Here is an 11,945-nt window from a genome sequence, read left to right as displayed (position 1 = left end):
TTTCTCCGGTGGATCCGATGGCAGGCCATGAAAACGGGCTGATCCTCGCCCTCGACACCGCGTTCGACGAATGTTCGGCGGCCCTGTGCGCCACAGGCTCCGGGGCGGGTGCGCGGGCCCGCGGGTCAACCATCGTCGCCGCGATCAGCGAGACCATCGGGCGCGGGCATGCCGAACGCCTGCCGTCCGTCATCGACCGGCTGTTCGAGGCGAGCGGGCACTGCTTCGCCGACATCACCGGGATCGCGGTCACCGTGGGTCCCGGATCGTTCACGGGCGTTCGCGTCGGCGTGTCGGCGGCGCGGGGCTATGCGCTCGCCCTCGCCGTGCCCGTCGTCGGCCTTGCGACGCTGCATGCCATGGCGGAGGCGGTGCGGGACGAAAGACCCGTGCTGGCGATCCACGACGCCAGGCGCGGCGAGGTCTACGGGCTGCTGATGGCCGCCGACGGCGACGTTCTCCGGGCGTCCGAGGCTTTCGCGCCCGATGCCCTCGCGGCCTTCGTCGGCAAGGCGCTCGGGCCCGAAGCGCTGATCGACGTCACGGGATCGGGCGCGCGGATCGCACAGGATATGCTCGGCGGCAGCCGGCTGCGCATTCGCTACGAAACCAGCCGGATCGACATCGCGGTCCTTGCGCGGCTTGCCGCGGCCTCGCGCGGCGTTCTGCCGGCCAAGCCGCTCTATCTTCGCGGCGCCGATGCCAAACCGTCGTCGCGGCCGTTCAGCCTGTTCGCCGAAAAAGCCTGAGATTCAAAACGCGCACTGGCCCAACGGTTTTGCGTTCTGCTATCCTTCCGGCTCTGCGACGTGATGCCGGACTTCGCAGGGTTTCGCACCGGCTGACAGGGCTGTCCGAGCCTTCGTCGATCCGGTGTCGTGACGCGGCTGAGGAGGATGCGAGATGTACTGGATGTTGCCTTGGATTTGGTCCGTATCGTTCATGAACGGTCTGGTTCAGCGCGGCGACATCGTGGCGACGCCCCTTGTCGATGCCGAACTCGACGCCTCGGCCGAACTGCATGCCGAAGCGTTCTCGCAGGCCTGGTCCGGCGACGAACTCGGCTCGCTGCTTGCCCAGAGCACGACGTTCGGCTTCGCCGCCCGGCGCGTCGGCGCGCCCGGCCAGCCGCCGCTCGGCTTCGTTCTCGCGCGCCTCGTCGAGGGCGAGGCGGAGATCCTGACCATCGCCGTCTCGACTGAGGCGCGCGGACGCGGCGTCGGGCGCCTCCTGATGGATACGGTCCTTGCCCATCTCTACGCCGAGCGCGCGGACGTCATCCACCTCGAGGTCGACGAGGTGAACACCGCCGCGCGGGCGCTGTATCGCCGGCTCGGTTTCGAGGAAGTGGGGCGCCGCCCCGCCTACTACACCCATGAGGACGGCACGCGGACGAGCGCGCTGACCCTCAGCCGCAAGCTCAACTGACGCCGGACCCTCGATGATCTTCTGGACTGCCTGCCGCGAGGACGCGTCCCGCCCGCCCGAGGCGCGATGATCGCCCGTCTTCGGCTCGTCTTCGTCGGGGTCGCCCTTCTGGTCACCACCCTCGGTCTCCTCGTGCCCCAGGCGCTCGCCATGGCGCTCGGTTGGAAGCTCGCCAACCGGCTGCCCATGGTGTGGCAACGCGTGGCTGCGCGGATCGTCGGCATCAGGGTGCGTCTCGCCGGAACGCCCTCGCGCGAGCATCCGCTTCTCATCGTGTCCAACCACGTGTCCTGGGCCGACATCACGGTTCTGGGGTCCGTGCTGCCGCTTTCCTTCATTGCGAAGGCGGAGGTCCGGCGCTGGCCGGTCTTCGGCTGGCTGGCGGTTCTCCAGCGCACCGTCTTCGTCGCGCGCGAGGCCCGGGGGCGGACGGGCGAACAGGCCGATGCGATCGCGACGCGGCTTTCGGCCGGCGACGTCATGGTGCTGTTTGCCGAAGGGACCACGTCCGACGGCAACGAGGTTCTGCCGTTCAAGACCGCGCTTTTCGGCGCCGCCCAGGCATCGCTGAGGATGTCCGCCTTCGAGACGGTGCTCGTCCAGCCGGTGGCGATCGCCTATACCCATGCGCACGGCTTTCCGCTGGGGCGCTCGGGCCGCCCGCTCGCGGCCTGGCCGGGGAACGTGGCGCTCGGGCCCCATCTGGTGCGGTTCGTCGAGGAAGGGGCGGTGGATGCGATCGTCGCGTTCGGCGAACCGATCCGCTTCGGGCCGACATCGGATCGCAAGATTGTCGCGAAACAGTGCGAAGACGCGGTGAGACGCTTGCTTGCGCAGGCGCTGATGGGCAAGCTTGAAACCCGTCCCCGCCGAGGGCATTTGCGTGATGGCGGAGGTCGGAATAAGACGGTCTGAACGACGACGCTCCGAAGACCAGATGGATCGTTCCAGGTCGGTTGCCCGTTGGGCATTCAGAGCGACCGGGAACCGATCGAAAGGCGACATGACCGACATTGCATCGACGAAGGGTGGATTTTCGACGGCGGCAGGCGGCGACGCGCCCGCGCAGACCCGACCGAACACGCGGAAGGTGTTCGTGAAGACCTATGGCTGCCAGATGAACGTCTATGATTCGCAGCGCATGGGCGATGCGCTGGCCGGCGAGGGCTACGAGCCGACGCTGGTCATCGAGGAGGCCGATCTCGTTCTTCTCAACACCTGCCATATCCGCGAGAAGGCGGCCGAGAAGATCTATTCCGAACTCGGCCGTATCCGCGACATGAAGGCCGAGCGGGCGACGAGGGGCCTCGAGACGCGCGTGGCGGTCGCCGGCTGCGTGGCGCAGGCGGAAGGGCGCGAGATCATCGCGCGCGCGCCGGTCGTCGATCTCGTCATCGGCCCCCAGACCTATCATCGCCTGCCGCAGGCTCTTGCGCGCGTCTCCGACGGGGAGAAGGTCGTCGAGACCGACTATGCGGTCGAGGACAAGTTCGCCGAACTGCCGAAATCCGATCGCCGGCAGATCTCCGGTCGCGGCGTCACGGCGTTTCTCACCGTCCAGGAAGGGTGCGACAAGTTCTGCACCTTCTGCGTCGTGCCGTACACGCGCGGGGCCGAAGTCTCGCGGCCGTTCGCCCAGCTGATCGATGAGGCGAGGCGCCTTGCGGAGGCGGGCGTGCGCGAGGTCACCCTGCTTGGCCAGAACGTCAATGCCTGGGACGGCGAGGACGAGGCGGGGCGGCCCATCGGCCTCGGCGGGCTTCTGCACCGCCTGGCCGATATTCCCGGTCTCGCGCGCCTGCGCTACACCACGTCCCATCCGCGCGACATGGACGGCGAACTCGTCGCGGCGCACCGCGACCTGCCGGGCCTGATGCCCTATCTGCATCTGCCGGTTCAGTCCGGGTCGGACACGATCCTGAAGGCGATGAACCGCAAGCATACGGCGGACGAATATCTGAGGCTCCTCGATACGATCCGCGCCGCGCGGCCCGACATCGCGCTGTCCGGCGATTTCATCGTCGGGTTTCCCGGCGAGAGCGAAGCCGATTTCGAGGCGACCATGAACCTCGTGCGCACGGTTCGCTATGCGTCCGCCTTCACCTTCAAATACTCGCCGCGTCCCGGAACGCCGGGCGCCGAGATGGACGGCCATTTGTCCGAGGCGGTCAAGGACGAGCGCCTGCAGGCGCTGAACGCGCTTCTGCGCCAGCACCAGACCGAATTCGCGCAGAGCCTCGTCGGCAAGCGTCTCAGCGTCCTCATCGAGAAGCCGGGACGCCATCCCGGGCAGATTGCCGGACGTTCCCCCTATCTTCAGCCGGTGGTCCTGCCGGAGGAGATCGGCGTGATCGGCGACATCGTCGAGGCGACCATCACGTCGACCGGCCCGAACTCGCTTCTGGCCGAAGGCATGACGAAGCCCGTTGCCCAGTTCCAGTCCCCACAAGAAGCACCAACCATGAGGTCCGTTGCTTGAGTCACACACGCGAAAAGTCAGCCCGAACCGGTGCGTCCGACATGGCGCATATCATGCTGACTTTCGAGGATAACAGGCTGGCCGGCTCCCTGTTCGGCCAGTTCGACGAGCATCTGGCCGTCATCGAGCAGAAGCTGAAGATCGAGGCCGCGGCGCGCGGCAACCAGGTCGAGATCAAGGGCGACGCGGTGGCGACCGAACAGGCGCGCCGCGCCCTGGAAAGCCTATACGAGCGCCTGCAGGGCGGCGCGGAGATCGGCGTCAAGGACGTCGAGGGTGCGGTCCGCATGGCGGTGGCCGAGGACGACCAGCTCGATCTTCCGACTTTAGAGACCAAAGGCAAGATGTCGCTTGCCCAGATCTCGACGCGGCGGCGGACGATCCACGCGCGAACGCCCACCCAGGACGCCTACATGCGTGCCCTCGACCGGTCCGAACTGGTCTTCGGCGTCGGGCCGGCCGGCACGGGCAAGACCTATCTCGCGGTCGCGCATGCCGCCATGCTTCTGGAGCGCGGGGCCGTCGACCGCATCATCCTGTCGCGTCCTGCCGTGGAGGCCGGCGAACGTCTCGGCTTCCTGCCCGGCGACATGAAGGAAAAAGTCGATCCCTATCTGCGACCGCTCTACGACGCCCTCTACGACATGATCCCGGCGGAAAAGGTGGAGCGGGCGCTGGCCGCCGGCGCCATCGAGATCGCGCCGCTCGCCTTCATGCGCGGACGCACCCTCGCGAACGCCGCGATCATTCTGGACGAGGCCCAGAACGCCACCTCGATGCAGATGAAGATGTTCCTGACGCGCCTCGGCGAGAACGCCCGCATGGTGGTCACCGGCGATCCCAGTCAGGTCGACCTGCCGCCCGGCCAGGTATCGGGCCTCGTCGAGGCGTTGCGCGTCCTCGACGGGGTCTCCAAGATCGTCACGGTTCGCTTCAAGGCCGCCGACGTGGTGCGGCATCCGTTGGTCCAGTCGATCGTCGAGGCCTATGAGGGGGATGCCGCCCGCCGTGCGCCGCAGTCCGCCGGGCCCGCCGGTGGCCGGCCGGTGCGCCGTTCGGGAACGGAGTGATGGTGCCTGCCGTTGACTTGACGTGCGCCCTGGCTCGGAGCCGCTAGACCGTGACGATCGCCGACAGAATGACCCTTGCGCCGTCCGACGGCGGATCCACCGGGCTGACGCTTGCTTTGTCCGTCGAGGACGTTCGGTGGGACAGCGCGCTCGAGCGCGCGGACGTGGTGGTCGAGGAGACACTGCACCATGCGGCGCGTCACCTGAAGATCCTCGACGCGGTCGCGACCGAAGTTTCGGTGACGCTCACCGACGACAAGGCGGTGCATGAAATCAACTGCCAATGGCGGGACAAGGACGGTCCGACCAATGTCCTGTCGTTTCCGATGCAGGCGCTCGAGCCCGGCGACAGGCCGGGTCCGCTGCTCGGGGATCTGGTCCTGGCGTTCGAGACCTGCGCGCGAGAGGCGGGGGACGAAGGCAAGCCGTTCGTGAACCATGCCCGCCATCTTCTCGTCCACGGTTTCCTTCATTGTCTTGGATACGACCATATGGACGAGGGGGAGGCCGAGGAGATGGAGGATCTCGAACGGGCCATCCTTGCGGGAATGGGCATTCCCGATCCCTACGACATTGCGGACGGCGGGCCTTCGGGCGATAATCGCGTGCAGGACGAAACGCCACTCTAGGACGCTGACGACCTTCGGGGCCAGCCAGACCCCATCGACCGATACGACATTCACGAACCACAAAGAGCGATGAGCAATTCCACGACTGCCACGGACCATTCAGGCATGACCCGCGAATCGAGCGGCGACGACCGGAGCGGATCCCAGACCGAACCGTCAAGCGGCGACGACCGAAGTCGGCCGCAAGGCGAGGCGAGGAACCGGGACGGGTTCTTCTCCAACGTCTTGTGGCGGTTTCGCCCGCGCATGCCCAAGCTCATGCGCGAGGACCTGACCCAGGCGCTTTCCCAGCAGAGCGACGACGAGGACGGTGTCAATTCCTTCTCGCCGGAAGAGCGCGCGATGCTCAACAACATCCTCGCGCTTCGCGAAGTGCGGGTCGAGGACATCATGGTGCCGCGCGCCGACATTCAGGCGGCCGACATCACGACGACCCTCGGCGACCTCATGAAACTGTTCGAATCGAGCGGCCATTCGCGCATGCCCGTCTATGGCGAAAGCCTCGACGATCCGCGCGGCATGATCCACATTCGCGACGTCGTCGGACACATCACGCGGGTGGCGCGGCCCGCCCGCAACCGGAGCACCGGTCCCAACGGCGTCCAGAACGGCGGCGAAACGGGCGATGCCGCATTCGAGGATCGCGAACGGGCCGAGACGTGGCTGCGCGAGCGCGGCGCGCTCGCGCTCGCGCCGGGTGAGCGCAACGGGGCCGACAAGGACAGGAAGCCGAAGACCGGGCTCGATCTGCGCCAGATCAACCTTGCGCGAACCGTCGAAAGCCTCGGCATCCTGCGCAAGGTCCTGTTCGTGCCACCCTCCATGCCGGCCTCCGACCTGATGGCGCGCATGCAGGCGACCCGCACGCAGATGGCGCTGGTCATCGACGAATATGGCGGGACGGACGGGCTCGTCTCGCTGGAGGACGTCATCGAGATGGTCGTCGGCAATATCGAGGACGAGCACGACGACGAAGCGCCGATGATCCGGCTTGCGGGCGACGGGATCTATACCGCCGACGCCCGTGCCGGGCTCGACGAGGTGAAGGCGATGATCGGCGAGGATTTCGACATTTCGGAATATGAGGACGAAGCCGACACGATCGGCGGTCTGCTGTTTTCCGAGCTCGGTCGCGTGCCGACGAGGGGTGAGGTCGTCCAGGCGGTTCCGGGCTTCGAATTCCAAGTGCTCGAGGCCGATCCGAGGCGCGTCAAGCGCGTGCGGATCGTCCGCATCCGTCAGGGCGAGAAGCGCCGCAGGATCGTCGAGGGGCTGGCCGTCGCCTCCTGAGGCGGGATGGACGCGGAAGGGGGCCTGTTCCGCGACAGGCCGAACGCGTAAGGACGATCCGTTTGAAGGTGACGCGGCAGTCCCCATGGGCGGGCTCCGCATCGAAAACGGCGGGTAAGAAGACGTGGCACGGGGCGAACTCATCAGGAGCCGGTCGCTGTTCGACCGGATAGCGGGCCGCGTGGTTCTCGCCGCGGGTTGGCGGCGCGCGCTTCTGGCCGTTCTTTCCGGTGCCTTCGCCACCCTGGCGCTCGCGCCGGTCGATTTCCCGTTCGCCGGTTTCGTCGCCTTCCCGGTTCTCGTCTGGCTGATCGACGGCACCGGGGTCGATGTCGAGGCAGGGGCGCTGCGCCGAAGCCTTCGTCCGTTCTGGACCGGCTGGTTGTTCGGGTTCGGCTACTTCGTCGCCGGCCTCTGGTGGCTGGGAGCCGCGCTTCTGGTGGATGCGGGCACCTTCGTCTGGTTCCTGCCGCTGGCGGTTCTCGGACTGCCGGCGGTGCTGGCGATCTTCTTCGGTTTCGCCGTCGCGCTGTGTCGGCTCGTCTGGTCGGATTCGGCCTGGCGCATTCTCGGCCTTGCCGCCTGTCTCGGTCTTGCCGAATGGCTGCGATCCTGGATCTTCACCGGCTTTCCGTGGAACGAGATCGGGGTCATGGCGGCCAGCCATCCGGTCCTGATGCAGGTCGTCAGTCTCGTCGGCGTCCACGGGCTGACGATTCTCGCCGTCATCGTCTTCTCGGTGCCCGCGATCCTTCTCGACAATCGCGGCCGCTGGCCGATGCTCGGGCTCGCCACGGTGCTGCTTGTCGGGCAGATCGGGTACGGCCTCTGGCGGCTTCAGGACAATCCGACCTTCTTCGACCAGACGGTCGTGATCCAGATCGTCCAGCCGAACATCGAGCAGAGCCTGAAATGGGATCCGGAGATCGCCGGCCAGAACTTCGACACGCTGATCGAGATGACGACCAGCAAGGAGGCGTCTCCCGGCTCTCCGGGCGGCCGGGCCGAGGGCAAGGCGAGCGCCCCGCGGCGCCTCATCGTCTGGCCGGAAACGGCGGTTCCGTTCGTCCTCACCGACAGGCCCGAGGCGATTTCCCGCCTTGCGCAAAGTCTCTCCGAGGGCGAAACGCTGATCGCCGGGGCCGCCCGCGTCGATCGCTCGGAGGCGGGGCGCCAGCGCGTCTACAATACGGTCTACGTCATCGACGACGAGGGGACGATCAAGGCGGCGAGCGACAAGGTTCATCTCGTTCCCTTCGGCGAATATCTGCCGTTCCAGGACTTCCTGGAATCGCTCGGGGTTTCCAGCCTCGTTGACATGCCGGGCGGCTTTTCGGCCGGCCCCGCGCTCGAACCGGTTCCGCTGGACGGCGCCCCGGCCTTCCTGCCGCTCATCTGCTACGAAATCATCTTCCCCCGCGAGGTTCCGGTCGGCGACCCCGTTCCGGGTTTCATCCTCAACGTCACCAACGATGCCTGGTACGGCGCGACGCCCGGGCCCTACCAGCACGTGCGGATGGCGACCGTCACGGCCGTCGCGCTCGGGCTTCCCATGGTGAGAAGCGCCAACACCGGCATTTCCGTCGTGACCGATGCGGTGGGACGCGAAATCGGCGGTCTTGGCCTCAACCGGCAGGGCAACCTCGTCTCGGCGCTGCCGGCCAACGCCATGGTGACCCCCTACAGGACGTATCGGGACCTGCCGTTCCTTCTACTCCTTCTCACGGTTTCGGTCATTGCACTCGTTATGAGATTTGCTTTGCGTCCGGGGATTGGTTAACACCGCCATCGCGAGGCGGCTCTTACTGTCCCGCAAACAAGGGGGTTTCGCGCGGCGATTCGCACCCGGGTTCGCCTTTCGATCGCCAGAATGCGCTTGAAAGGATATGAGCGTTCTGCAAAGATCACGACGCAATTCAAGGGCGTGCGATGCCGGTTACCAAGAAGACGCCGAACCCGATCGACATCCATGTGGGGTCGCGCGTGCGCCTGCGCCGGACGATGATGGGGCAAAGCCAGGAAAAGCTCGGCGAAGCGCTCGGCATCACCTTCCAGCAGGTCCAGAAGTACGAGAAGGGCACGAACCGCATCGGCGCGAGCCGCCTGCAGCGGATATCGGAAGTGCTGAACGTCCCGGTTTCCTTCTTCTTCGAGGATGCGCCGTCGACGGGCGGGGCCATCGAGGGCATGCGTGAGCCGGACGGCGGCGATTACGTCGTCGACTTCCTGTCGACATCCGAAGGCCTGCAACTGAACAAGGCCTTCGTGCGGATTTCCGACCCGAAGGTGAGGCGCCGCGTCGTCGAACTGGTGCGTTCGCTCGCCGACGATCGTTCCGAGAGCGCGTCGCAGGAGCGGCAAGCCGTCTGACCGCGCCCGCCGGTCCGGTCGCATCGCCGGGACCGCCCGCCCGAAGCTGGGTAGGGCAGGGCAGGGCAGGCAGGCAGGGTCCGGGCGGTATCGACCAGGACCCACGGATCGTAAGGCGGGGTCTTGAACCTGCGGTCCGCCCGGGTTCGCGGGCAGCTGAAGTCGCACCGCACCGGCCCAGGCGGCTGACGCGATATCGTGTCGCAATATTTCCCAATGTCGCCGCAATCTCCGTTCCGTCTTGACCTTGTGCGCCCGATCGCTTCATAGGCATGGCCATGGGGGGCAAGCGTTTCGCCTTGCGGTAGAAGCCGTGCCCGGTAGATCTGGATTTCCGCGCAGCAGGAGTTGTTTTGAATGGCGCATGCCAACTACATATTCACGAGCGAAAGCGTCTCCGAAGGCCATCCTGACAAAGTCTGCGACCGGATCTCGGACGAAATCGTCGACCTGATCTACCGCGAAGCGCGCAAGACCGATGCCGATCCATGGGCGGTCCGCATTGCCTGCGAGACGCTCGCGACGACCAACCGCGTCATCATCGCCGGCGAAGTGCGTCTTCCCAAGAGCCTGATGAAGACCGACAAGGACGGCAAGGAAGTCGTCAATGCCGGCCGGATCCGCTCGGCCGCCCGCCGCGCCATCAAGGATATCGGCTACGAGCAGGACGGCTTCCACTGGAAGACCGCCAAGATCGACGTGCTCCTGCACTCCCAGTCCGCCGACATCGCGCAGGGCGTCGACAAGTCGCACGAGACGCGCGACCAGGAAGGCGGCGGCGACGTTGCGGAAGGCGCGGGCGATCAGGGCATCATGTTCGGATATGCCTGCCGCGAGACGCCCGAGATGATGCCGGCGCCGATCTATTATTCGCACCGGATTCTCGAGCTTCTCTCGGCCGCCCGCAAGAAGGGCGAGGGCGAACCCGGCAAGCTCGGTCCCGACGCCAAAAGTCAGGTCTCGATCCGCTACGAGAACGACCAGCCCGTGGAGGCCACGTCGATCGTGCTCTCGATCCAGCACATGGACGAAAGCTGGGATTCCAAGAAGGTTCGCGAGGTGTGCGAGCCCTACATCCGCGAAGCGCTGGAAGGCCTGCCCATCGCCGACGACTGCGTCTGGTTCATCAACCCGACCGGCAAGTTCGTGATCGGCGGCCCGGACGGCGACGCGGGGCTCACCGGGCGCAAGATCATCGTCGATACCTATGGCGGCGCGGCCCCCCATGGCGGCGGCGCGTTCTCGGGCAAGGACACGACGAAGGTGGACCGTTCGGCGGCCTACATGGCGCGCTATCTCGCCAAGAACGTCGTGTCGGCCAAGCTCGCGGACAAATGCACGATCCAGATCGCCTATGCGATCGGCGTTGCCCAGCCGGTCTCGGTCTACGTCAATCTGCACGATACCGCGAACAACGTCACCGAAGCCCAGGTCCAGGACGCGATCCGTGCGACGGTCGACCTGTCGCCGACCGGCATTCGCCGGCATCTCGACCTCAACAAGCCGATCTATGCCAAGACGGCGGCCTACGGTCATTTCGGACGCAAGCCGGGCCGCGACGGCTCGTTTTCCTGGGAAAAGCTCGATCTTGCCTCGAAGCTGAAGGCGGCGATCAAGCCCTAAGCCGGGAACGCCGGTCCCGACGCTGGACCCTTGCGGCGCCATGAGACGACGGGACCGTGTCCGCCAAGGCCGCGCCCCCGTCTTTCGTGCGATCTCACCGATATGACATGACCGGCGTGATGCCGGGAACGATGACGAAGTTGATCTGCCCATGACCGAGGACGCGACGAGCGATCATCCGACCCGCCAGAGAGAGGCCTTCTTCGGACGCCTGAAGGGGCCGAAACTGCGCGATCGCCAGCGCATGCTGATCGACGAGGCGCTGCCGAAATGCCGGGTGGACCTGACACGGCCCGCTCCTCTCGATCTCGCCGACCTGTTCCCGCATCCGGTCGAGGCCGTGCGCCTGGAGATCGGCTTCGGCGGCGGCGAGCACCTTCACCATGAGGCGGGACGCTTTCCCCATGTCGGCTTCATCGGCGTCGAACCTTTCGTCAACGGCATGGCCAAGCTCCTCGGGGTTCTCGACGAGACGCCGCGCGACAATCTCGTCCTGTTCGACGACGATGCGGCCCTCATTCTCGACTGGTTGCCGCCGGCGAGCCTTTCGGGCATCGATCTCTTCTATCCCGATCCCTGGCCGAAGACGCGCCATTTCAAGCGGCGGTTCGTGAACGAGAAGAACCTCGACCGCTTCGCGCGGGTCCTGAAGCCCGGCGGCCTCTTCCGATTCGCCTCCGATATCGACACCTATGTGAACTGGACGCTTCTCCACTGCCGCGACCATGATGCGTTCGTCTGGCGGGCGGACGGGCCGGCCGACTGGCACACGCCCTACGAGGCGTGGCCGGGCACGCGCTACGAGGCGAAAGCCTACCGGGAGGGGCGGACGCCAGCCTATTTGACGTTTTTGCGGGGGTGAGGCGTGGTGCGGATAGGCTTGACTTGGAGTGAAAGCTTGGTTTTTTCCAAAGAGCGAGTGAACGCAAGCAAAGATCGAGAAAAGATCTGAAACAGAGTAATCAATTTTGTTTCAGATTTGGACCCAGTGGCTGTCTTCGCCCCCAGCGACTAATTTCATAAAGCACCCAAAGCAGGCGTCCGACAGCTGAAACA

Annotated in this window: 11 protein-coding genes; all 11 read left to right on the top strand. The window is 66.0% G+C overall.

What is annotated here, in order from left to right; genetic code table 11:
• The first annotated feature begins 17 nt into the window (after positions 1-17).
• Positions 18-749: a tRNA (adenosine(37)-N6)-threonylcarbamoyltransferase complex dimerization subunit type 1 TsaB gene (tsaB, locus tag U0C82_RS01650; RefSeq protein ID WP_322185235.1), complete on the top strand. Its 732-nt coding sequence runs from the start codon at positions 18-20 to the stop codon at positions 747-749.
• A 154-nt stretch (positions 750-903) separates the two neighbouring features.
• A complete protein-coding gene (locus U0C82_RS01645; RefSeq protein ID WP_416186601.1) occupies positions 904-1,428 on the top strand; it encodes a GNAT family N-acetyltransferase in 525 nt (174 codons plus the stop codon).
• 66 nt (positions 1,429-1,494) lie between these two features.
• Positions 1,495-2,343 carry a lyso-ornithine lipid O-acyltransferase gene (gene olsA / locus U0C82_RS01640; RefSeq protein ID WP_322185231.1) on the top strand — a complete coding sequence of 283 codons (849 nt, stop codon included), beginning with the start codon at positions 1,495-1,497 and terminating at the stop codon, positions 2,341-2,343.
• 88 nt (positions 2,344-2,431) lie between these two features.
• Positions 2,432-3,907: a tRNA (N6-isopentenyl adenosine(37)-C2)-methylthiotransferase MiaB gene (gene miaB / locus U0C82_RS01635; RefSeq protein ID WP_322185229.1), complete on the top strand. Its 1,476-nt coding sequence runs from the start codon at positions 2,432-2,434 to the stop codon at positions 3,905-3,907.
• 41 nt (positions 3,908-3,948) lie between these two features.
• The gene (locus U0C82_RS01630; RefSeq protein WP_322185227.1) at positions 3,949-4,977 is read left to right on the top strand and encodes a PhoH family protein; all 1,029 of its coding nucleotides are present in this window, start codon (positions 3,949-3,951) and stop codon (positions 4,975-4,977) included.
• Between the two features lie 68 nt (positions 4,978-5,045).
• Positions 5,046-5,606: an rRNA maturation RNase YbeY gene (gene ybeY, locus U0C82_RS01625; protein WP_322185225.1), complete on the top strand. Its 561-nt coding sequence runs from the start codon at positions 5,046-5,048 to the stop codon at positions 5,604-5,606.
• Between the two features lie 105 nt (positions 5,607-5,711).
• Positions 5,712-6,896, top strand: coding sequence for a hemolysin family protein (locus U0C82_RS01620; protein ID WP_416186600.1), 1,185 nt, complete (start codon positions 5,712-5,714; stop codon positions 6,894-6,896).
• A 124-nt stretch (positions 6,897-7,020) separates the two neighbouring features.
• Complete coding sequence (gene lnt, locus U0C82_RS01615; protein ID WP_322185223.1) at positions 7,021-8,676, top strand: apolipoprotein N-acyltransferase; 1,656 nt, start codon at positions 7,021-7,023, stop codon at positions 8,674-8,676.
• A gap of 149 nt (positions 8,677-8,825) precedes the next feature.
• On the top strand, positions 8,826-9,266 hold the full coding sequence (locus tag U0C82_RS01610; protein ID WP_322185221.1) for a helix-turn-helix domain-containing protein: 441 nt from the start codon (positions 8,826-8,828) through the stop codon (positions 9,264-9,266).
• Between the two features lie 357 nt (positions 9,267-9,623).
• Positions 9,624-10,889, top strand: a complete 1,266-nt coding sequence (metK, locus tag U0C82_RS01605; RefSeq protein WP_322185219.1) for a methionine adenosyltransferase — start codon at positions 9,624-9,626, stop codon at positions 10,887-10,889.
• A 151-nt stretch (positions 10,890-11,040) separates the two neighbouring features.
• Complete coding sequence (gene trmB / locus U0C82_RS01600; RefSeq protein ID WP_322185217.1) at positions 11,041-11,751, top strand: tRNA (guanine(46)-N(7))-methyltransferase TrmB; 711 nt, start codon at positions 11,041-11,043, stop codon at positions 11,749-11,751.
• Positions 11,752-11,945: the final 194 nt, after the last annotated feature.

The sequence above is a fragment of the Fulvimarina uroteuthidis genome (assembly GCF_034321785.1).
Classification (GTDB): Bacteria; Pseudomonadota; Alphaproteobacteria; order Rhizobiales; family Rhizobiaceae; genus Fulvimarina; species Fulvimarina uroteuthidis.
The sequence above is the reverse complement of the archived record's forward strand: the minus strand, read 5'-3'. Positions and strand labels throughout refer to the sequence as shown.